The 19921-nt window shown below is 58.2% G+C and carries 21 protein-coding genes; 11 read left to right on the top strand and 10 right to left on the bottom strand.

The features are described from left to right. Positions 1-20 precede the first annotated feature (20 nt). Positions 21-1388 (top strand): geranylgeranyl reductase, encoded by a 1368-nt coding sequence (gene chlP / locus SYNCC9605_RS06215; protein ID WP_011364214.1) that lies wholly within the window; start codon positions 21-23, stop codon positions 1386-1388. A gap of 48 nt (positions 1389-1436) precedes the next feature. Here chlP and SYNCC9605_RS06210 read toward each other — a convergent pair whose 3' ends face one another. From SYNCC9605_RS06210 to SYNCC9605_RS06190, 3 genes are all read right to left on the bottom strand, one after another. After that, on the bottom strand, positions 1437-1661 hold the full coding sequence (locus SYNCC9605_RS06210; protein ID WP_041434706.1) for a hypothetical protein: 225 nt from the start codon (positions 1659-1661) through the stop codon (positions 1437-1439). A 632-nt stretch (positions 1662-2293) separates the two neighbouring features. After that, positions 2294-2479, bottom strand: a complete 186-nt coding sequence (locus tag SYNCC9605_RS06205) for a hypothetical protein (protein ID WP_041434703.1) — start codon at positions 2477-2479, stop codon at positions 2294-2296. A 630-nt stretch (positions 2480-3109) separates the two neighbouring features. Beyond that, a complete protein-coding gene (locus tag SYNCC9605_RS06190; RefSeq protein ID WP_041434696.1) occupies positions 3110-3406 on the bottom strand; it encodes a hypothetical protein in 297 nt (98 codons plus the stop codon). Between the two features lie 87 nt (positions 3407-3493). Here SYNCC9605_RS06190 and SYNCC9605_RS06185 point away from each other — a divergent pair, with 87 nt between their 5' ends. From SYNCC9605_RS06185 to SYNCC9605_RS06155, 9 genes are all read left to right on the top strand, one after another. After that, on the top strand, positions 3494-3835 hold the full coding sequence (locus tag SYNCC9605_RS06185) for a hypothetical protein (RefSeq protein WP_198002488.1): 342 nt from the start codon (positions 3494-3496) through the stop codon (positions 3833-3835). A 126-nt stretch (positions 3836-3961) separates the two neighbouring features. Then, positions 3962-4129: a hypothetical protein gene (locus tag SYNCC9605_RS06180; RefSeq protein ID WP_308297708.1), complete on the top strand. Its 168-nt coding sequence runs from the start codon at positions 3962-3964 to the stop codon at positions 4127-4129. Positions 4130-4820: 691 nt separating this feature from the next. Further along, on the top strand, positions 4821-5066 hold the full coding sequence (locus SYNCC9605_RS06175; RefSeq protein ID WP_011364209.1) for a hypothetical protein: 246 nt from the start codon (positions 4821-4823) through the stop codon (positions 5064-5066). Positions 5067-5642: 576 nt separating this feature from the next. Beyond that, positions 5643-6068 (top strand): hypothetical protein, encoded by a 426-nt coding sequence (locus SYNCC9605_RS06170; RefSeq protein WP_011364208.1) that lies wholly within the window; start codon positions 5643-5645, stop codon positions 6066-6068. 65 nt (positions 6069-6133) lie between these two features. Continuing rightward, positions 6134-6256 carry a hypothetical protein gene (locus SYNCC9605_RS15430; protein WP_257929965.1) on the top strand — a complete coding sequence of 41 codons (123 nt, stop codon included), beginning with the start codon at positions 6134-6136 and terminating at the stop codon, positions 6254-6256. Between the two features lie 160 nt (positions 6257-6416). Then, positions 6417-6869: a hypothetical protein gene (locus SYNCC9605_RS06165; RefSeq protein WP_156783027.1), complete on the top strand. Its 453-nt coding sequence runs from the start codon at positions 6417-6419 to the stop codon at positions 6867-6869. Positions 6870-6874: 5 nt separating this feature from the next. Continuing rightward, positions 6875-7306 carry a hypothetical protein gene (locus tag SYNCC9605_RS06160; protein ID WP_156783026.1) on the top strand — a complete coding sequence of 144 codons (432 nt, stop codon included), beginning with the start codon at positions 6875-6877 and terminating at the stop codon, positions 7304-7306. A gap of 30 nt (positions 7307-7336) precedes the next feature. Beyond that, positions 7337-7486, top strand: coding sequence for a hypothetical protein (locus tag SYNCC9605_RS15425; RefSeq protein WP_156783025.1), 150 nt, complete (start codon positions 7337-7339; stop codon positions 7484-7486). 17 nt (positions 7487-7503) lie between these two features. Further along, positions 7504-8223, top strand: coding sequence for a hypothetical protein (locus SYNCC9605_RS06155; protein ID WP_198002487.1), 720 nt, complete (start codon positions 7504-7506; stop codon positions 8221-8223). Positions 8224-9134: 911 nt separating this feature from the next. On the opposite strand, the gene SYNCC9605_RS06145 is transcribed toward SYNCC9605_RS06155, so the two are convergent. From SYNCC9605_RS06145 to glyS, 3 genes are all read right to left on the bottom strand, one after another. Beyond that, a complete protein-coding gene (locus tag SYNCC9605_RS06145) occupies positions 9135-9452 on the bottom strand; it encodes a DUF3303 domain-containing protein (RefSeq protein ID WP_011364204.1) in 318 nt (105 codons plus the stop codon). A 167-nt stretch (positions 9453-9619) separates the two neighbouring features. Further along, positions 9620-10840 carry an integrase gene (locus tag SYNCC9605_RS06140; protein WP_011364203.1) on the bottom strand — a complete coding sequence of 407 codons (1221 nt, stop codon included), beginning with the start codon at positions 10838-10840 and terminating at the stop codon, positions 9620-9622. Between the two features lie 64 nt (positions 10841-10904). After that, on the bottom strand, positions 10905-13076 hold the full coding sequence (gene glyS, locus SYNCC9605_RS06135; protein WP_011364202.1) for a glycine--tRNA ligase subunit beta: 2172 nt from the start codon (positions 13074-13076) through the stop codon (positions 10905-10907). A gap of 88 nt (positions 13077-13164) precedes the next feature. Between glyS and SYNCC9605_RS06130 the strand changes: the two genes are divergently transcribed. Beyond that, positions 13165-14907: an NADPH-dependent assimilatory sulfite reductase hemoprotein subunit gene (locus SYNCC9605_RS06130; RefSeq protein WP_011364201.1), complete on the top strand. Its 1743-nt coding sequence runs from the start codon at positions 13165-13167 to the stop codon at positions 14905-14907. Here SYNCC9605_RS06130 and SYNCC9605_RS06125 read toward each other — a convergent pair. The 4 genes from SYNCC9605_RS06125 to tsf are packed head-to-tail and all read right to left on the bottom strand — an operon-like array spanning position 14871 to position 19853. Beyond that, entirely contained in the window at positions 14871-15572 is a 702-nt protein-coding gene (locus SYNCC9605_RS06125) for a M15 family metallopeptidase (protein ID WP_011364200.1), read from the bottom strand. The two genes, SYNCC9605_RS06130 and SYNCC9605_RS06125, sit on opposite strands and share 37 nt — an antisense overlap. Before the next feature lie 20 nt (positions 15573-15592). Then, positions 15593-18031: an ATP-dependent DNA helicase RecG gene (gene recG, locus SYNCC9605_RS06120; protein WP_011364199.1), complete on the bottom strand. Its 2439-nt coding sequence runs from the start codon at positions 18029-18031 to the stop codon at positions 15593-15595. Positions 18032-18063: 32 nt separating this feature from the next. Continuing rightward, on the bottom strand, positions 18064-19185 hold the full coding sequence (locus tag SYNCC9605_RS06115; protein WP_011364198.1) for a hypothetical protein: 1122 nt from the start codon (positions 19183-19185) through the stop codon (positions 18064-18066). Between the two features lie 5 nt (positions 19186-19190). Then, complete coding sequence (gene tsf / locus SYNCC9605_RS06110) at positions 19191-19853, bottom strand: translation elongation factor Ts (protein ID WP_011364197.1); 663 nt, start codon at positions 19851-19853, stop codon at positions 19191-19193. Positions 19854-19921: the final 68 nt, after the last annotated feature.

Here is a 19921-nt window from a genome sequence, read left to right as displayed (position 1 = left end):
TCCAGCGGAGACGGGCTGAGATGTTGCAAGTTGCGGTGATCGGTGGTGGCCCCAGTGGCTCCTGTGCTGCCGAAATTCTGGCCAAGGCGGGAATTGAGACTTGGCTATTCGAGCGCAAACTCGACAACGCCAAACCCTGTGGTGGGGCTATTCCGCTCTGCATGGTCGAGGAGTTTGACCTGCCCGACGAAATCATCGACCGAAAGGTCCGCAACATGAAGATGATTTCCCCTTCCAACAGGGAGGTGGACATCAAACTCGATCCCCTCGGCTACGACGAAAACGCCTACATCGGCATGTGCCGTCGTGAGGTGTTCGATGCCTTCCTGCGCAACCGTGCTGCCGATCTGGGCACAACCCTGATCAATGGACTGGTGCAGAAGATCGACACCGGTGCAGACCGTCAGGGCCCCTACACCATCCATTACGCCGACTACAGCGGCGGTGGCCCAACCGGTGAACAGAAGACCCTGGCTGTGGATCTGATCATTGGTGCCGATGGCGCCAACTCCCGGGTGGCGAAAGCCATGGACGCCGGGGATTACAACGTGGCCATCGCCTTCCAGGAGCGGATCAAGCTTCCTGCTGAGGAGATGACCTACTACGAAAATCTGGCTGAGATGTACGTCGGAACAGACGTCTCACCTGACTTCTACGCCTGGGTGTTCCCCAAATACGATCACGTGGCCGTTGGAACGGGAACCATGCAGCAGAACCAGAGCCTAATCAAAGGTCTGCAAAGGGGCATCCGGGAGCGGGCCAACAAGCGTCTGTTCCAGGGTGAAGTGATCAAGGTGGAAGCCCACCCGATTCCTGAGCACCCCCGTCCCCGTCGCGTCGTGGGCCGCATGGCGCTAGTGGGCGATGCCGCCGGCTACGTCACCAAGAGCTCCGGTGAAGGCATCTACTTCGCAGCCAAGAGCGGCCGGATGTGTGCCGAAGCGATTGTGGAAATTTCCAACAACGGTGCTTCCATCCCCACTGAGAAGCAGATCAAGTCGACCTACCTCAAGCGCTGGGACCGCAAATACGGCGCCACTTATGTGGTGCTCGATATCCTGCAGCGAATCTTCTACCGCAACGACGCTGCCCGGGAAGCCTTTGTCGAAATGTGCGACGACAAGGACGTGCAGAAGCTGACCTTCGACAGCTACCTGTATAAGCGGGTGGTGATGATGAACCCCTGGCAGCAGATCAAGCTGACCCTCCGCACCCTGGGCAGCCTGATCCGGGGCGAGGCCCTTGCTCCCTCCGATTACAACCCTGTTCCTTCGGCCGTTGGCCGTTCCGATGGCGATTTCCTAGCGGAGGAAGCTGCCCAGCAGATCAAGGCTCAGGCTGGCGAATCCAAGGGTTCCGAGTGGAAGGAAAAGGCCGGCGTTTCCTGACGGAGGCCGGCCCACAACATCACTTCAATACCGGCGTTGAAGTGCTGGTTAGTTGCGCGACTCGATCGCTTTGCCAGCGGCATCCTTGATTCGCTCAATCCCCAGCTCAATGTTCTTGGCAGGGAAGGTTTCTTTTTTGGTCGTCGACCAGACGTTGATGGCGTAAACAGCAGCGGCAGCGATGATCAAGGCCGCAATCACGGTTCCCAGACCATTGCCTCCCTGGCGGATCAGCACAGGCTGCTGGGTGGTGTTCGTCTCTTGATCAGACATTGAGGCTGCATGGACTGGCCCCTGCTTAGCCGCAGAGGCTGCCTTCATTTCGATTGAATCGATTCAAATCGTCGGCATGGCTAAGACTCTAGTGTTTGCGACGGGTCTCGCTGATCGTGTAAGCCCACGATGTATGCCCAGTCAAAACCGCCTTCAACAGATGAGTAGGAGTAGATGAGGAATACGCGAGCCCGGCCATTCGCAACAGCGGCCGACCTATCGCTAACCCAGTCGTACCAATGGATCTCGAGGGATAGCCAGGCCTGCACTGACCATTGATCGATTCATCTGTTTCGTCACACGGCCAGCCGTAGCAAGTGGTCTGGGCCCTAGCCCCTCCCCCATCGATCGATCTGGACCTACCCCAGCCTTTCCCATGACCCCTGCCGGCCTGATTGCTGCGAGCAGGGGGTAGCTATGGGGGAAGTTCGCCGCCACGCGTATAGGTACAGGTCTTGGAAATTTGGGTCATTTTCACTCTGAGCCCCTTCAGATCGCCCTACAAGGCCGGTCTCGGCTCCGATAGATGATCTAGCGCGCAAGGGTTGCACTCTTGCTACAGAGGGTTACAGAGGTGTCTGAGGGCTTCCCCCTCGAGGACGCCAAAGGCGGAGGAGAGGGGGTGCTGAACGTCAGAGGTAGTTGAGGTCGATCTCTTTGAGAGCCTTCACAAGGCTGATAGTGCCGGGATCTTCTTCAGGATCAACAGTCACGTCCTGTTGCTTCAGGTACGTGAGCATGTTGCGAACACCAGCGTTATCGATCTCTCCGGTCAACAGCATCTGTTTGGCCTGGAGCTCAAGGATCTGCACGGTCAATGCGTGTACTTCAGCGGCCTGAGACTCTGTGACCTTGTTGTTATTTGGTTTTGGCATCGTTGTTCTTGGTCTTGATGAGATACTTGGCCAACGACAAAGCAGCTTCCTGTTGTTTAGATAGAGAGGACTTGCCGGCACTATCAAGGCTTAAACAAACTTCGAGGTAAGCCGCTTGGAGACTAGGTAAGTCCATGTGCTTCGTATTGAGATATGTGGGCACAAACCTTGTAATGATCGAGCAGCATCGCGACGCCGCCCAGAACATCAACTTGGGGTGTGCCGGTGTTCAACATCTTGGATAGCTTTATCTGACCCGTAGGTCTGCCACTCCGTTTGAGACGGATGATCTTCATGTTGTTGTTGTGGGAAATGAAAAGCGGTGTTTACGGGTCAAGGAAACCGATCAGCCGACCTGGATCTCATTGACATAGAGACCACCGCTGGAGATCTTTGCGATCACGAGGTTCTTCACTCGTTCTGAGTTGCCACGTCTTAGCTCGATCTGAGCTTCGATCCGATCAGCGGTGCCTTTATCGACGGCGTACGCTGTCTCAAGGTCACGCTCTCGGTTGTAGAGCCCAGTCCGGTTGGGAACTGGGTAGAAGATTTGAGCAGGGGTAGACATAAGAATTAAGAGGGATGGGATCTGCGTCTCTTGTTGAGCTGGTTGAGGGTGGGAGCCTTGTGGCGAGTCGGCTTGTTGTTGACGGGTTCGTGTCCGGTCCGGGCAACGTTGAGTGTCTGGGGATAGGGCTTCAGGGTTGGACCCTCTACCTCCTTGGACTTGCCCTGGGGTTTAGATCCACTCTTCACGGAGACTCGGTCCCCGAAATAGACACCCATCTCCTTCCGCTCCTCCGCCCTGGCTTCATGCCATTCAGCGGAGGTCGTCATGTTTGGGTCGAGGGAGAACTTCTCAGCAGTCATCGCGGGTACTCCAAAGCACCAGCAGGAAGCTGGGTGTGCTTGGTTGATTCACCTGTCGTGCCGGTCAACCCAGTCAGAACCAAGCGGGTGGCAGTGAACATCCCCATGGCCCTCTATGAGGAGGCCCAGCAGATGGCTCGCTATGACCGGCGCACCATCAGCCAGTGGTTCCGGGTGGCTGTTGAAGACGCCATCAAGACTCAGAAGAAGCGGCTCAAGGACGAGGGAATCGAACCACCAGTGCTGGCACCTTCATCCGATGGAGACGTAGTCACCTCCAAAGACAGTGCAGCTGTTCAAGAAGCCCTGAAGAAGAACCCGACAGACAGGCTGCTGAAGATGGCAGCTGACGACATCGACAACCTTGGTGGCGTCCAGAAGGAGAAGCTTCAGAAGCTCAAGCTGCTGATGGAGCTGCTGGGTTCCTGAACTTCGTTGCAAAGCCTTCCTCACCCCTGCTAGTACAGCTGTACTGATTAGAGGTGCTGGCACTTGGAAGAGTGGGGCTTCGTAGATGACAGAGACCTGCAGAACTGGAAGGGAGGCGTGGTCTGCATGACCTGCCAGCACTTCACCTACGGAGTCGACCAGCACTGCCACACGATGGTGGGCTGCAACCTCAGGCAACGCCAACTGCAGCAGGGTGAGCACTTAAAGAAGCGCTGCAAGCTCTGGGCACCCACCTGGCAGAAGGCAGTTGGCTGGGCACCTGAAGCGGGTTAGTCATGCTGAGTAAGCAGAACATCTGTAAGGACCTACTGACTCAACGACCCAAAACTTCATTCAGTCGCCAATGTCAGCTTGTTAATTAACACGAGCCTCCTCTTATAGAGCTGCGGGGGGCTCATTTTTTGGACAGGCGAAGCCCCTACCCTCGAGAGGTGACCTCGCCGCTCTCAGAAGTGCGACAACTGCGAGCAGTTCAATCGTGGCCCTGGTACTCAATGGCCTGACGCATCACTTGCTACTGAGGCGGGTTGGCCAGCGAGTTGGACCTGGTCATGAATCCGACGCCTGCCGATCACACCCTGGTCACACAAGTGCATCAACTTGAAATCGGCGAGGAGTGCTCAGCCCCTGGGACTGACACCACCAGGGGTCTTTCTTGCCTTAGCGGAGGGGAGGCTTACGGCTGCCTCCCTCTCCCTGAACGCATAAGCGGGAGTCGCGGGCGGGGGAACCCGCGAAAAATCCGCTTCCCGAAGCGGGTTGATCAACACAAATGTGCTGAGCGATCAGTTCAAAGCTGCATTGCTCAGGTGTATCGCTCCACCAATGGCTGGATGTCCTTGTCTACCTTGCGTGTGGCAGTGATCTTGTCGCGTTGCCAAGGTTTCATGGCGCACCAGATGTCGTAGGCCACGCCACTGCGCTCTGCTGCTGCACTTCATCGCCAATCGTTACTCCAACTCACATGACCGCAGATATCAAATTGACGCTTGAGCTTTCGAGGGAGAACTGGGAGTCAGTCGTTCGGGTTCTGGAGGACGCCAGCGTGTCCACGGCGGATGACATGGAGCAGGTGAGATTGAAAAGGGCCTTTGATTTGATAGACGGCGCACTCAACGAATTTCAAGAAAAGCATCTGCTGGATTCCCCGATTGAAGTGCACTCGAAGATTCCCATTCAGTTGAAAATTGTGAAGGGCGACTGGCAGTAAACGGATCAGATATCGGTTTCTGCCTCTACTGCACTGGTGATGAGCATTGCCACACGATGGTTGGCTGCAACCTCAGGCAGAAGCAGCTGGAGCAAGGGCAGCACCTAAAGAAGCGGTGCAAGCTCTGAGCACCCACCTGGCAGAAGGAAGTGGGCTGGGCTCCTGAAGTTGGTTAGTTCAGGGAGAAGCGGGTCGAGGGAAACCCGCTGCATGCACTTCCATCTCCCAACGCGTTTGCAGAGCTGCACGCGTCAGCGGAACTATGACCCAAGTGAAAATGATTATTGCTAAGTAGTAATGCCTAGTAATTGGTATTGTTGTCTCGGAAGCAGAGCTGCTTTCAATTCGTCTGTATGGGGTGGGCTGAGGGGCCCGTCCTTTTTTATTGATGACGTATGAAAAGCAAGTGAGCTGGGCTCCTGAGGCTGGGTGAGACGAGGCCATGAACGAGATTTTCTCCCTGGCCGTTGACGAACTGCAGAAAGTTCTGTAGAAAATCATTGACTCCCTGGTTCCTGCCGCCGATCATTCGGTTGCCCGTTCTGGCCTGTCGTAACTGAAGTTCTCCTCGAAAGGATGGAACCGTTGCGTCGTGCTGGAAATTACCTGGATCTTCTCGCCTACCTGGTGGAACCGATCAAGGATCGGAAAGGTTCCCAGACAAGGCTCCCAAAGGGTCTTGACCTGACTGAATCCCAGCGTGGTGGCGCAATGCAACATGTTCGCCAAGAGTTTGCGTACGGTCGGGAAATTCCTGCGCCGACACGCGAAAACACGGCTCAATACGTAGCAGCATCAAAAAGGAACGATGAATTCCTTCGTCAGACAGGCAACTTGTCTGATTTTGATTCTGCTCAACTGCATGAGATGCGCCAAACAGCGCCCAAATACCATCGTTATCATTACCAGCTACAAAAGCTGCTATTTGAAAGCGAGCCCCATGCTTTCGGCTGGTTCACGGGTGTCAATCACTCTGAGCCCAATAGTGAGAACAACGGTTAGTCAATAAACGACCCTTTTTAACCATGCCCGAAACCACAAGAGAGCACGAAAGTGTTCTTCCTCTCGTGACTCGTACCCATTATGACGTCACCAGCGAGTTGGCCCAACTCCAGCGCTTGCAACAGCATCAGCTCCGCAGTCCCCACTGCGTTGACCTCACTCATGGCTATGGCCAAGGAGGTAACTGAGATGGGGATCCTCGAAAGCCTCCGCGGCTCAGGCAAGCGAACCTTCCCTAATCACGGCCAAACCAAGCAGGGAACTCCGTCTCTTGGTCTCTTGACCAAGGCCAGGCTGACGAAATGCAGGGGACGATTCCCCGACAAATTTGGCAGAGACCATGAGTTGATGTGGACAACGGTCCAGGACATCAACACAGGGCAGGAACATCAGGCCTTGTTCAATCTCAAGTTCTGGCCTGACCCGCACTATCTAGAACTTGCTCTTGACTGCCACGTTGCCGTCGAACCCGACAGCAACTTTCTGCGTGGCAAAGGTTGGGACCGCCAACCAGAGGAGCTGAAAGAGCTGGTGATTCAACGTCTTCAAGACCCGTCACTGGCACCGAAGGACAGCAAACCTCTGGTCTTCGAAAACCCTGCTCAGACCACGGATGAATTGGAGAGCACTGAGGTTCGAGACGGTGAAGTTGATCACGTCGAGATCGACAGCAGCACCATGCATCCCTGTATCCCCGCGATGAATCAGATCATTGCGGCCGTGGGGCGAGAGGCAAAAGTCTCTGGCCTGGTCGCGGCTGGATACGTCCTTCTGCCCCCCGAGATTTTCGCCGAATCATGATCGTGATGGTGAAGATCACCCAGGTGATCGGGCAGTTCAAGCGGTTCGGCAGAGGACCTGGAGTGCTGATGCGTGGAGAAATCGATGACGGCGAATGTCAAATCCCCGTTCATGGATTCCTTCAGACATTCCCTCTTGGATTGGTCAACACTTTCTTGATCGGCCAAGAGGTGAGCTGCCTTCTGATCGGCCATGGCCGACGGATGCGTGCGGAGGTCCTGCCATTCGACAACCAGCCTGGGCCAGTGCTGAGTTATCTGATCAACATCTTGGTTCGCCTAGGCAACGAAGCAGGAAGCCAGGAATTGGAAAAACTGCCGATGCTCACGCTGAAGCAGTCCAACGTCTTGCCCCCTCCGCCCCAACCAGAGGCTGAGCAGCTTGATCGGTTGCTCGAACTTGATGCTGAGCCTCCAGAGGAGGAAGCACCGTTCTGATTCACCAGGCTCCTTCGGGGGCCTTTTTTCTTGCTCGGAACCCTACGGGCACAGCTCCAGAAGACCTACGGCCAGCTCTACAAGCAGACAGCAGTTGCCAAGGTCCACGCCGCTATTCCCTGGAAGATCCCCTCAAGTAGGGAGGACGCCAAGGCTGCGCTCAGGAATGCCCTGGACTGACCCCCGAGACACCATGGGTGGTGTCAATCGCCTTGCCTGAGTCTCACCGTGCCACTAGCCTGATGTTCCACGCATCACAGGGTATTGAGCTGACCAGGGGCTGGAGACGGCCGCAATCAAACCTCGAACGCACGCCGGTAACGCCGGAAACACCCAACAAAACAAATTCAAATACGAGGCCCATGCCGACCTTCAAAAACCCCAATCACCCAGCCATTCAGGAGCTGGTCCGCTTTCACCGAGAAATTGGTGAGCCCATCATTGACACAAGCGATCCGTGGGATGAACCCTTAGAGCAGCGGATTATTCGCGAATGGGAAGCCGAACACGGCCGCCCCGACGTTTCCGCGAACTCCTACCCCGCATTACCCCAACGCCCAGAGGCAATCGACCGGAGCCTGAAGACACAGGAAGAAAAAGACTTCTGGTCAACACGCACCCCTGAGAAGGCGCAACAGCATCAGCGCGAAGTCGACAGCCGCAGGATTGAAGGTCTGGCCAAGAACGCTGCAACCCAGAACAGGAACGAACAGCGCCACTTCCAGATCGCTGACCGAAAGCTGAATGCCCTCGATGGCGGTCAGATCGACATCAAGACTGAGCTGCTTGAACAGCGGAAAAGGATTGATGGATTCATCGCCATGTACGAGATGGACCGCGAGGAGACGGACCGCCGGAGAGCTGATGCCATGGAAGTGATGCTCCGCATAGTTGACCTGCTCAGCCAAAGGCGTTGAACACCATTGCCAAGCCCGACCAATCTGTAGTAGTACAGACGTACTTCTAAGGAGGTTGATGGAGGACTGGGGCTTTGTCGATGACAGGGACCTGGAATCCTTCAAGGGCCACCGGAGCTGTGCGACCTGTGCTCACTTCGGATACGTGACCCTTGGGCAGTGCCAAGTCCTCGGCTCGTGTCACCTCAGGCAGGGGCTATTGGCTCCTGGGTCTCCTCCCTTGAAGAGCTGTAAGCACTGGGCCTATTGCTCGCATGTGGATCCCTATGCCCCGTAACTCCTGTATTTCCAATAGATCTATCTGTCGGCACACACAGGCTGTCGTTGGTGCAGTCGCCGCAATGTGACGCATGACTTAAAGCCCAGGTGGGCACTGGCTTTACTCAGGTTTAAAACTGTCATTATCGAACTAGGTGATTGGTCGAGAAATTGCCGTAGCTAGATGAATAACGCGCGCACGAACGACCCACGCGGGTTTGGCTCGGAAGGACCCTGCTCGCGCCAATAGCGCCGTGACTGCGGACTGCTCAATGAGTCATCAGCAGGGTTCGGCACCTTCGGGGAATCGTCATCAATAAGCTGCACTTTTGAGACTGATAGTTATTACTAAGTCTATGTCTATTGAAATTGCTGATTGACCAGAGCTAGTGGTGAGTTGTCGTTGGAAATAAGACATGACATCAGAAGCAACAGCACTACAAATTGCACTGCCTTTGTTCAATACCAAGATCACAAGTCACAAGTGCAAGCACTGCGGAGGTAGTGGTTACAAGAAGAGCAGATATGACGGCTACATGCACGTCTGCAGCTACTGCAGCGGAACGGGCAGAAAGCTTGTCCTGACTCGGAAGTACGACATAGAAAAAGGGCCAGCCTGACGCCGACCCTAAGTTCATTATCCTTTCAAAAGATCAGGACATTTTGGCGAAGAGCTTCTTGTGGTAATCGACCACGTCCTGACAGCCGATAACAGGAGTGAAGTCCATTTCAATGCCGAACTGAGCACGCCATGGTGCGAAGTGCTCAAAGATTTGAGCATCACTTTCAGCTTTGAAGAGGATCGTCACTCGGCCTGCGCCAGGAGCATGCACGCGGAACAACATTTCAAAGCCATCAAAGTTATCCAGCTTTGCCATTTCGCCTGAATCCCACAGCTCACAGAAGCTCTTGTAGGCAGCCAGTTGGCCTTCAATCTCAGGAAAAACGCAATCTGCGAGATACATCTGCATGGCAAGCCAAAACAAGAAGACAGCCACGTCGTAGCCACCACCGTTGCTCTCAACTCATCAGGTGCTCGCGTCGTGACAAAAGAGATACGCGATCGGGTCCTGTATCACAGCGAATGGATCTATTGGGCGGCACACACAGGCTGTCGTTGGTGCAGTCAATACTTCGTTTAAGTCAGCTGTTCCAAGGCCTTACGCATCGTTGATAGATCAACTGACCCATACCTTCCGGTGACTGTCTTGGGGCTATGGCCAAACAGTCGGCCGATGACCATCTCATTGATGTCCTTCGACCTGAGGCAAGTAGCTGCCCAATCTCTTGTGGCCTTGGGACTGATGCCTAGGTAGCGCTGCCAGTGCAGACCCTCACACCATCTCCCTCTGGCCTCGTTGTATGCCCACGGGAAGATCAACCCCTCGCATCGTTCGTCAAGGTGCTCTTGCTTGAGGATCGGCAGGAGCCTGGTGTGGATGGGAATGGTCCTCACCCTGAAGGCGTTCTTCAGTGGCCTTGTCTCATGGCTCGTGAAGTGGATCACCTCCTCTCCATGCAGGTCGATGTCCTCCCACCTCAAGCCACCCACCTCTGAAGCGTGAGCACCTGACCAGCGGAGGAGATGCCACAGCAGGTGGTGAAGTTGCGGAAGCTTCTCCCAGTTGTTGTCGGATTCGTCCAGCAGCACAACTCCCTTGACCTTGGCCTTCGACTTGATGCGCTTGGTCAGATCACTGAAGGGGTTCGACTGTAACCACCCCTCTTCAGCAGCAACACCAAACAATCCATTGAGCAGCCGTAGCCGGTTCTTCACCGTCGATGCTTGGCACCTACGCAGCTCATCAGCACGCCATGAGAGAGCGTCTTCCCTGGTGACTTGCTCGATGTATTGCCTGCCGCTGTGCTCCATCAACTTGGTGATGTAGCGGGTCCACTCGAAGACAGTGCCGGGTGCTGGATCCTTCAGAAGGGTTGCTCGTTTAAGTAGGTCATCAGCTGAGTGGACCTGTCTTGCTGTGCCCTTCAGCACGCCCGTGGCTAGTTGGTGCAGTCGTTCGTATTCAGGATTGACTGTCCCCTTGTCGTCTAAATAGACGGGCTCCTTGCTTACCCGATGGACCAGGTCATGAGCATCGATCTCGTCTGGGATCTCCTCACGGTTGGGCAGTAGAGACAGAAGCTTCTGCTCTGGGGTCTGGCTCGCTCCCTTGGCCGCTTGGATCAGCTGGTCTGTCTCAGTGATGAAGATGGCGGCGTTCCTCTTCGCCTCAGCAAGCGTGGTGCCGGCCTTGCGTCTCCACATGGCACAGCCAATGGCCTCGACCAGTGCAGGCGGTACCCGGCGCTGGAAGTAGTAGCCGTCTCTGCCCTTCCTTCGGGTCAGATAGTTCGCCAATGTATGCCCAGCTTGTAGGCCCTAGCTTAGCCAGGATCCCTTGATGTCAATGGTGTTCTGGGGTTTAGGCCTCTGCCTTTTGAATCGATTCAAATTCGGCCAACACCGAGGCCTGATTGCGCAGGACCGCCAACAGGTTGAGGCGATTGAGCCGCAGCGCGGAATCGTCGACCATCACCATCACACTGGTCTCTCCATCAAAGAAAGCCTGGAGAGCCGGGGTCGCCGCAACAAGCGCATCGGCAAGGGCCTGATACGACCGCTGCTGAGCCATTGGCTGCAGCTGCTCGAGAGCTGCGAACAGATCCTTCTCACTGGCGGACTCGAACCGTTCGGGCTCAACTACATCGCTGGCCACAAGCTGATCCCGTGCCAGATCACCTTTTTCAGCAAGCTTCGCTGCCCGCTGCACCACCGCCTGAACGGCATCCAGCTGACCACTGTCCCGAAGGTCACGCAACAGTTGAATCCGCTGTTTCACATCCAGAGGATCACTGAGCAGACGCTGGCTGGAGACGGCATCACCAGCCACAGCCTGCACCAGATCAGGCGCAAACCCGTCGTCTTCCAGTTGAGACACGATCCGCTGCCGCATTAGCTGACAGAGGTCGTTGTGCAGTTGGCTGGCGTCCACCGCAAAGTCTGGGAACAGAGCAACCCACTCCTCCACGGCCTTGCTCAGGAACGCCATGAGGTCTAGGCGCCAGGCCATGCCCCAGAGAATCTGCACCACACCGTTACCGGCCCGCCGCAGGGCATAGGGGTCGGAGGATCCGGTTGGTCGCTCTCCCTTGGCAAAGATGCTGAGCAGCAGCTCGAGCCGTTCCGCCAAGGCCACAACTGCCCCCGCGGGGGTTGCGGGCAGAGCATCACCGGCTCCCCGGGGCAGATAGTGCTCCACTACCGCGAGGGCGACTTCTCGGGTTTCTCCCTCCTCCAGGAGGTATTTGCCCCCCATCAGGCCCTGAAGTTCAGGGAACTCCCCCACCATCTGGCTGACCAGATCGTTCTTGCAAAAATGAGCGGCACGCTGGGCCGCATCCGCCATGCTCTGATCAAGGCCGAGTTGCTTCAACAGCAGGCCCGTGAGCCGCTCGATTCGCTCGGAGCGGTCCAGAAGACTGCCCAGGCCCTCGGCGAAGGTGACACGATCGAGGGCTTCACGCCGGGAGGCGCTGGACTGCCGCCGGTCGACATCGAGGAAAAATTCGGCGTCTGCAAGGCGCGCTCCAAGCACGCGTTCATTCCCGCGAACGATCAAGGTCGACGCAGGGGCTAATCCGTTCCCCACCAAAAGGAACTGGGGACGAAGCACAGCCTCAGCAGTGAGTCGCAGGGGGTCTGCCTCCAGACCAGGCACCTGCAGCGGCACATAACGCTGATGGGCCTGCATCACCGTGCTGATCACCTCCGGGGGAAGCTGCAGGAACCGCTCAGCGATGGTCCCCTCGAGAATCCTTGGGTCTTCAACCAGGTCCACCAGTTCTTCGAACAGCGACGCCGGGCAGTCGGGTGTTCCGTTGGCGGCCTGAGCCGACTGATCAAGGCTGGTGCGGATCCGTTTGGCCCGCTCGGCACGATCCACAACAACACCGGCGGCTGCCAGGGTTTCTCCAAACTGCTCCGCTGATGCAATGGACAGTGGCTCGTCACCATGGAGACGGTGGGCACGGCTGAAACGATCGCTGCGGACCTCGGGGTCAGCACCATCGAGCACCACAGGGATCAGCTCAGAACCCTTGAGCGCCAGCAGCCAGCGGATGGGGCGACTGAAGCGCTGGGCTCCAGTGCCCCAGCGCATGAACCGCCGTCCCTGAAGAGCATCAATCCATTGAGGAATCAGCCCCTGGAGCAGTTCAACACTGGCTTGACCCGGGGTGAGAACAGTTGCGAAGACGCAAGGCCCCTTCGGAGTGTCACGCTGCTCAAGATCTGAGGGGTCAACACCGCAGCGCTTGGCGAAACCGATCGCCGCTGGCCCTGGGACACCTTCCTTGAAGGCCTGAGCCACGGGAGGACCCTTGCGTTCTTCCTGAAGATCGGGTTGGCGGTCCTCCAGCTCAGCGACGGAGACCACCAATCGCCGGGGGGTGCCGAACACCGACACCACTCCATGGCCCAGCCTTGCCTCACGCAGGTCACGACCAACCCGCTGCTGCAGTTGGTCAAGCGCTTGCCGGACGAAATCAGCAGGAAGCTCCTCGGTGCCGATTTCCAGAAGAAAGGTTGCCGTCACGCCAAGGTCAAAGCCGAAAGCGACTGTATTGGAAGCCGTTTCGCTACGTTCAAATCAAGAAATCCTTTTCGGGGTGGGGGAAGGCTCCTTGGCAGTGGCGGAAACAGGAACTCAATCGCTGTCCAAATCGGAGCAGCGCAAGCTGGACAGCGACCATCTGCGCGACCCGTTGTTGAGCGAGCTCAGCAACGACGATGTGCGCTTCACGGAAGATGCCGTTCAACTCCTGAAGTTTCACGGCAGCTACCAACAGCACCACCGAGAACTGCGCAAAACGGACAAGATCCGCAGCTGGCAGATGATGCTGCGGCTGCGCAGTCCGGGCGGACGCATCCCTGCCCGGCTGTTCCTCGCCCTCGATGACCTCTCCAACCGCCTTGGGGACGGAACCCTGCGGGCTACCACCCGGCAGGCCTTTCAGATGCACGGCATCGCCAAGGCCGACTTGAAAGAGGTGATTGGCACCATCGTTCGCAACATGGGCTCGACCCTGGCGGCCTGCGGGGACATCAACCGCAATGTGATGGCACCACCAGCTCCTTTTGAGAAAGGCGGCTATCCCGTGGCACGGCGCCTGGCCGATGAAATTGCCGATCTGCTCAGCCCCGAGGCGGCCGAAGGGGCGTATCTCGACCTCTGGGTGGATGGTGACCTGAGTTATCGCTTCAAGCCCAGCCGAGCCGTTCAGAAGGCCAGAAAGCGCCAGAGCGAAGGCGGCCTGTTTTCCGGCAGCACAGAGGAACCTCTCTACGGAGACACTTACTTACCCAGGAAATTCAAGGTGGCCGTCACCGTTCCCGGGGACAACTCCGTTGACCTGCTCACCCAGGACATCGGCCTGGTGGCCTTCACCGACCCCTCCGGCGATCTGCGGGGCTGCAACGTCTACGTGGGCGGTGGCATGGGCCGCACCCACAACAAGGAGGAGACCTTCGCCCGCACGGCGGATCCTTTGGGTTACGTCGATGCCGCCGACGTTCTTGATGTAGTTCAGGCGATCCTGGCGCTGCAACGGGACCACGGTGATCGGGAGGTGCGCAAGCACGCCCGCATGAAGTATTTGCTGCACGACAAGGGAATCCAATGGTTCCGCGACACCATGTGCGCGACCTACTTCAAGGGAGACCTCAAGGGGCTGCGCAATGAGCCCAAGGCCAAACTTTTGGACTACCTCGGATGGCATCGCCAGAAGGCAGGGATGTGGTTTGTGGGGCTGCCCCTGCTCTGCGGTCGACTGAATGGAGATCTCAAGGCCGGCCTCAGGCAGCTCGTGGAGACGTATCAGCTGGAGATTCGCCTCACCGCCAATCAAGACCTGCTGCTGTGCAACATCGGCACCTCCCAGCGGGCCAGCATCCGCACCCAGCTGGAAGCTCTCGGATTTGAGGTGCCTGAAGCCCCAGCACCTTTGGCCAGGCATGCCATCGCATGCCCAGCTCTACCCACCTGCGGGCTCGCCATCACCGAATCAGAGCGCATCCTTCCGGATGTTCTCGATCGCCTCGATGCCCAACTGCGGCGGCTTGAGATTGAGAAGTCCCTGCTGGTGAGGATGACCGGCTGCCCCAACGGCTGCGCCCGCCCCTACATGGCCGAGCTGGGCTTGGTGGGCAACGGAGTCAACCAGTACCAGCTCTGGCTCGGCGGCACCCCCAACCTCCAGCGTCTGGCACGCCCTTACATGGAAAAACTGCCCCTGGATGATCTGGAAAAAACCCTTGAACCGCTCCTGATCAGCTGGAAAGCCGCGGGTGGACGTCGCAGTTTCGGGGACCACATCGAGAAGCTGGGTGATCAGGAAGTGAGCGCGCTGTTGACGGCCTCGGCGTAGATCGCCAAAGCGGCACCCCTTCGCCAGGCCCAGAGCTGATCTCCGAACGAGTAGTGCCACCACTCGTTGGGATGCTGGGCAAACCCTGCTGCTCCCATTACTTCAGCCAGCAACTGCCGGCGTTGATGCCAGCGCCGAGCATTCGAGTCGTCCCGACCGGCGTAGTGCTGCGGTTCAGACACCGCACCAATGGCATCAATCTCTCCCCCCATGGCCAAAGGCGTTCCATCGCTGCTGCTGAGGGTGAGGTCGATAGCAGCACCGGTGCTGTGGGGTGGCGGTGTCATGGGGTCCCGACTGGGAGCTGCCCAGAACCGCCCCACATCGGCCACCACCTGATCAAAGGCGTCCCCCGAGCGCACTTCAACACCGCGTTCACGGCAGAGTTCGGCAATGCTGTGATCCACCATGAAGGCCTGCACGGCAATCGGCCGATAAGCATCAAAAATGCTCAGGCGCAGACTGGGATCGTGCTCAATCAGCTGCTGCTGGGCGTCAAGCAGGCGCTGAACCACCCCCAGGCGCAGTTGGAAGGGAGTCCCCGATGCCCCATAGGGCGCCCCAAGCGCCATGTACGGATGAGGCTCCATCCGCAACAAAGCTGGAGGCAGCTCTTGCATCGGCTCGCCGCACTCTGCGATGGGAATCGGGCTCCAGGGACGCATCGAGGCGGCAACAGATGGGATCAGTTCAAGGGGGTGCCGCCGCTGAGACGACGCTGCTGTGCATCCAGGGTCTCGCGCAACAACGGGTGCTGCTCGAGCTCAGGATCGGTCTTCAACAGTTCCTGGGCGGCTGTTCGTGCATCCTCCAGAACAGCACCATCATCGGCGAGGCTGGCCAGAGCCAGATCAGGCAGGCCCGACTGACGGGTCCCCAGCACCTGTCCAGGTCCGCGCAGGCGCAGATCCATCTCGGCGATCTCGAAACCATCGGTGGAGCGCACCAGCACATCGAGACGCTGGCGGGCCAGGGGGTTGGAGCTGCCATTGATCAACAGGCAATGGGAGGCAGCAGCACCTCGGCCGACCCGCCCCCGCAACTGATGCAGCTGCGCCAGACCAAAGCGTTCGGCATGGTCGATCACCATCACGCTGGCTTCAGGCACATCAACCCCCACTTCCACCACCGTGGTTGACACCAGAACCTGGGTCTTGCCAGCAGAGAAATCGGTCAGCACAGCCTGCTTGTCGGCACTGGAGAGACGCCCGTGCAGCAAACCAACGGCCAGATCAGGAAAAACCTCCGAGGCCAATTCAGCGTGAACTTCCACGGCCGAGCGAAGCTCGAGCTTTTCCGACTCGTCCACCAAAGGCAGAACGACATAGGCCCGCTGGCCCAGCTGCACCTCCTCACGGATCAACTCATAGGCCTTCTCCCGCTTCGCAGCCGTGAGCATGCGAGTGCGAATCGGTGTTCGCCCTGGCGGCAATTCATCGATCTGGCTGACATCCAGATCCCCATGCATCGAGAGCGCCAGGGTCCGTGGGATCGGTGTTGCCGTCATGGTGAGCAGATGGGGCTGCAAGCCCTTGTTGAGCAGGCGATCCCGTTGATGCACACCGAAACGGTGCTGTTCATCCACCACCACCAGCCCCAGGCGGTTGAAAACAACCGGATCCTCGAGCAAGGCATGGGTGCCCACCAGCACCTTCAGCGAACCGTTGGCTAGGTCATCCAGCAGCTCCCGACGGCGAGGCCGCGGCGTGGATCCGGTCAGCAACGCGACGCTCACATGGAGCTGCGGCAGCCACTGGCAGAGGTTGCGGTAATGCTGCTCAGCCAACACCTCCGTGGGGGCCATCAGGGCCCCCTGCCAGCCCGAGGCAATAGTGCTGAGCAACGCTGCAATGGCGACCACCGTCTTTCCCGAGCCGACGTCCCCCTGTACCAGCCGGGCCATGGGTTCGCTGCGCGCCAGATCAACTTCGATCTCTTGAAATACCCGTTGCTGAGCTGCGGTGAAGCGGAAGGGCAGCAGATCCATGAACTCCCCCACAAGCCCGCTGGAGCTGGACTGGAGATCCAGGTCCGGTCCCGTCCGGGAGCGCAACGCCTGGCGTCGGCGCAACAGACCGAGCTGCATGAGCAGAAACTCATCGAACACCAGCCGGCGGCGTCCCTGATCGAGGCTTTCGCGGTCCTTGGGAGCATGCAGGGCCTGCAGGGAGTCCGACAGTGCCGGCAGCTGGAATTGCCGCTGCAGCAGGGCGGGGAGAGGATCAGGCCACGATGCCGCCAGGGGCAAAACCTGATCGATCAGGCTGCGGAAACGGTCCGCTCCGACTCCTTCGGTGAGGGGATACACCGGGAGAAGCCGACCGATGCTGGGGGATTTGACCGGAGACGAGGGGCTGTCCAGCACCTCGATCAATGGATCCTGAAAGGTGATGCCATAGGGCCCATCTTTCACCAGACCACTTACAGCCACAGTGGCACCAACGGGGTAGAGGCGCTGCTGGCCTTTGAGGTAGGCCGGAGAACTGAAGCGTTTGCCCGCCAGGAAACGGCTCACCTTCAGGCGCCCGGTCGGATCCTGCAGCTGGAGCTCGATAATGGCGAGGTTGGTGTTCCTCGGGCTGACGAATCCGTTGCACCGGCGAATCGTGGCGACGATCGTGGCCGTTTCCCCCGACACCAGCGCCTCAATGCGGCGCATCGCGGAGTAATCGACATGGTCGCGGGGGTAATAACGGAGCAGATCACGCACCAGAAGCAGGCCGATCGAGGCCAGCCGAGCCGCGAATTTCGGACCCACACCACGGATCTGGGTGATGGGACTGTCGAGCTGCAGTGGTGAGCTGGTCCGCTGCTGGGGAGACGCCTGAACCTTCAGACGTGGTGGTGCCATCGGAGCCGAGGGTTCCAAGCGATGGCGCAGTTCATGCAGCCACTGCCGGGCATCGGTGACCAGGCGACGGCGGGCGGGATCAGCGAGGTTTGGATAATCAGCAAAACCTGAGCTGAGCTTGGACATGCGCTCACTGACTTCCTGGGGAAAAGGCAAGGCCGGCGGCGCTGCGAGTTGCTGTTGCAGAAATGCGTGAAAGCGCTGCTGGCGACCCTGCAGATTCTGAAAACCACGATCGGCCTCCAACCCCAGCGAACGCTGAATGGGAAGCATCCAGGCCAGAAGCAGCGAAAGCTGCTCGCTGGTCAGTCCCCGCTCAGCTGCTGCGTTGAATCGGATGGGGTCTGCCAATGGGTCCGGGCCTCACGATCCAGGGAGCGACGCTGCCAATGACGCTGCTGCCGCACCATTGTGAGCAGAGCATGGTGGTGAGCGCGCAATCGTTTGCGGCACTGACGCAGACGTGGGCTGTCGAACTCCAGATCGTTGCTGCGTAAGAGCACACAGAGCACATCCATGCCCTGATCGAGCTCGCCGACAGCCAGAGGGAGGCGGAGGCGAAGCACATTCGTGGCCGTTGGCTGCGTTTCGACCTGTCCCTTCAAGACAGCATCCAGCAGGCTGATGGGTAGAAGGGTCTGGGCCAGTCCTGACCGCAGCATCTGCACATTCACCGCATGGGACAGGTTGCGCAGGCGTCGCTCAAGCGCCTGATCCATTGCGTGGATCCAGTGCAACAGGGCATCCGGTTCATTCGGGAGAAAGTGTTGGTTTTCTTCCAGCGATGGGTCATGTGCAGCACCGGGCTCAAGGGGCTGGTGGGCCTGCTGCATCGCGTCACCGGCCAGCTCGAACAGTGAGCGGAGCACATCCAAATCGCCCGAGGAATTGTTGTCTGCTGGTTCAGGGACCGGTTCTTTGACGGGATCCTGGGCAGAGGGCATCTGGGGGGATTCAAGCGGTGAAGCCAAGCTCAGCTGAATGGATCCATTGGGTTCCTCCCGCGGCAGCTCAGATGTGGGTGGCTCGGGTACAGGCGCACTGTCCTGGGTCTGGCGACTGAGCTTCTGCAGCATGCTTCTGCTGGCATGGGCCTGCTGGCGCCGTTGCTCCTCCTGCATCTGCCGCACCAACTGCATCAACTGCTCCACCGTGAGCAGGACGCTGCAGCGATCGGTCAAGTCTTTGACCGATGCGTGGAAGTTTTGACGGGTCGACTCCGGAAGCCGACTGAAACGGGAGGGATCAACCTCACCGAGAAGATTGAACAGGGCCTGACGGGTTGCTCCTTCCAGCAGATCCCGCAGCACCTGGAGATAGAGAGCCTGCTCTCTGTACAGGGCGATGGCCCGAAGCCGGCACAACCGTTGAAGGCGTGCCAGCTGTTCTGACGGGTCGTAAGAAGGCTTGACGTCCGGGTCGGACAAGGGAATCAGCCGGCGTTCTGCATGGACGCCACTTCAGCAGCGAAATCGTTCTCTTCCACCTCGATGCCCTCGCCCAGGGTGTAACGGGTGAAGCGACGAACTTTCACGTTCTCGCCGATCTTGCCGGCGGTTTGCTTCACGAGGTCAGCAACAGTGATGGAGCTGTCCTTGATGAAAGGTTGCTCCATGAGGGCGAGTTCCTTGAGGCGCTTGCCAATGCGACCTTCAACGATCTTTTCCTTCATCTGCTCAGGCTTGCCCTCGAGATCGTCACGGCCCATTTCGATCGCCTTTTCCCGCTCACGGATCTCGTTGGGGATTTCATCGGTGGTGACGTACTCCACGTTGGGGCATGCCGCCACCTGCATGGAGACATCACGCAGAAGCGACTGGAACATGTCGCCCCGGGCCACGAAATCGGTTTCGCAGTTCACCTCAACCAGAACTCCGACGCGGGCACCGGTGTGGATGTAGCTGCCGATGGCACCCTCGGCGGCGGTGCGACCTGATTTCTTTTCAGCGCTGGCGATGCCTTTCTGGCGAAGCCACTCAACGGCCTTGTTGGCATCGCCTTCCGTGGCGGCCAGGGCCTTTTTGCAATCCATCATCCCCGCGCCGGTCTTGTCGCGCAGTTCTTTGACAAGCTTGGCGGATACGGCAGCAGCCATCGGTCGGAGCAGTGAGAAGGGAAATTGAATCGCCGTTGATTCCCTGTTTGGAATCAGCGGCGTGAACT

The organism is Synechococcus sp. CC9605 (assembly GCF_000012625.1).
In the GTDB taxonomy this organism is placed as follows: Bacteria; Cyanobacteriota; Cyanobacteriia; order PCC-6307; family Cyanobiaceae; genus Parasynechococcus.
This window is presented reverse-complemented; position numbering and strand designations above follow the sequence as displayed.

Excerpts from the sequence above, each read along its gene's own strand:
- chlP (WP_011364214.1), top strand. The coding sequence starts at position 21 with ATGTTGCAAGTTGCGGTGATCGGTGGTGGCCCCAGTGGCTCCTGTGCT.
- SYNCC9605_RS06210 (WP_041434706.1), bottom strand. The coding sequence starts at position 1,661 with ATGTCTGATCAAGAGACGAACACCACCCAGCAGCCTGTGCTGATCCGC.
- SYNCC9605_RS06190 (WP_041434696.1), bottom strand. The coding sequence starts at position 3,406 with ATGACTGCTGAGAAGTTCTCCCTCGACCCAAACATGACGACCTCCGCT.
- SYNCC9605_RS06180 (WP_308297708.1), top strand. The coding sequence starts at position 3,962 with ATGACCTGCCAGCACTTCACCTACGGAGTCGACCAGCACTGCCACACG.
- SYNCC9605_RS06175 (WP_011364209.1), top strand. The coding sequence starts at position 4,821 with ATGACCGCAGATATCAAATTGACGCTTGAGCTTTCGAGGGAGAACTGG.
- SYNCC9605_RS06170 (WP_011364208.1), top strand. The coding sequence starts at position 5,643 with ATGGAACCGTTGCGTCGTGCTGGAAATTACCTGGATCTTCTCGCCTAC.
- SYNCC9605_RS06165 (WP_156783027.1), top strand. The coding sequence starts at position 6,417 with ATGTGGACAACGGTCCAGGACATCAACACAGGGCAGGAACATCAGGCC.
- SYNCC9605_RS06160 (WP_156783026.1), top strand. The coding sequence starts at position 6,875 with ATGGTGAAGATCACCCAGGTGATCGGGCAGTTCAAGCGGTTCGGCAGA.
- SYNCC9605_RS06145 (WP_011364204.1), bottom strand. The coding sequence starts at position 9,452 with ATGCAGATGTATCTCGCAGATTGCGTTTTTCCTGAGATTGAAGGCCAA.
- SYNCC9605_RS06125 (WP_011364200.1), bottom strand. The coding sequence starts at position 15,572 with ATGCGTCCCTGGAGCCCGATTCCCATCGCAGAGTGCGGCGAGCCGATG.
- recG (WP_011364199.1), bottom strand. The coding sequence starts at position 18,031 with ATGCTTCCCATTCAGCGTTCGCTGGGGTTGGAGGCCGATCGTGGTTTT.
- tsf (WP_011364197.1), bottom strand. The coding sequence starts at position 19,853 with ATGGCTGCTGCCGTATCCGCCAAGCTTGTCAAAGAACTGCGCGACAAG.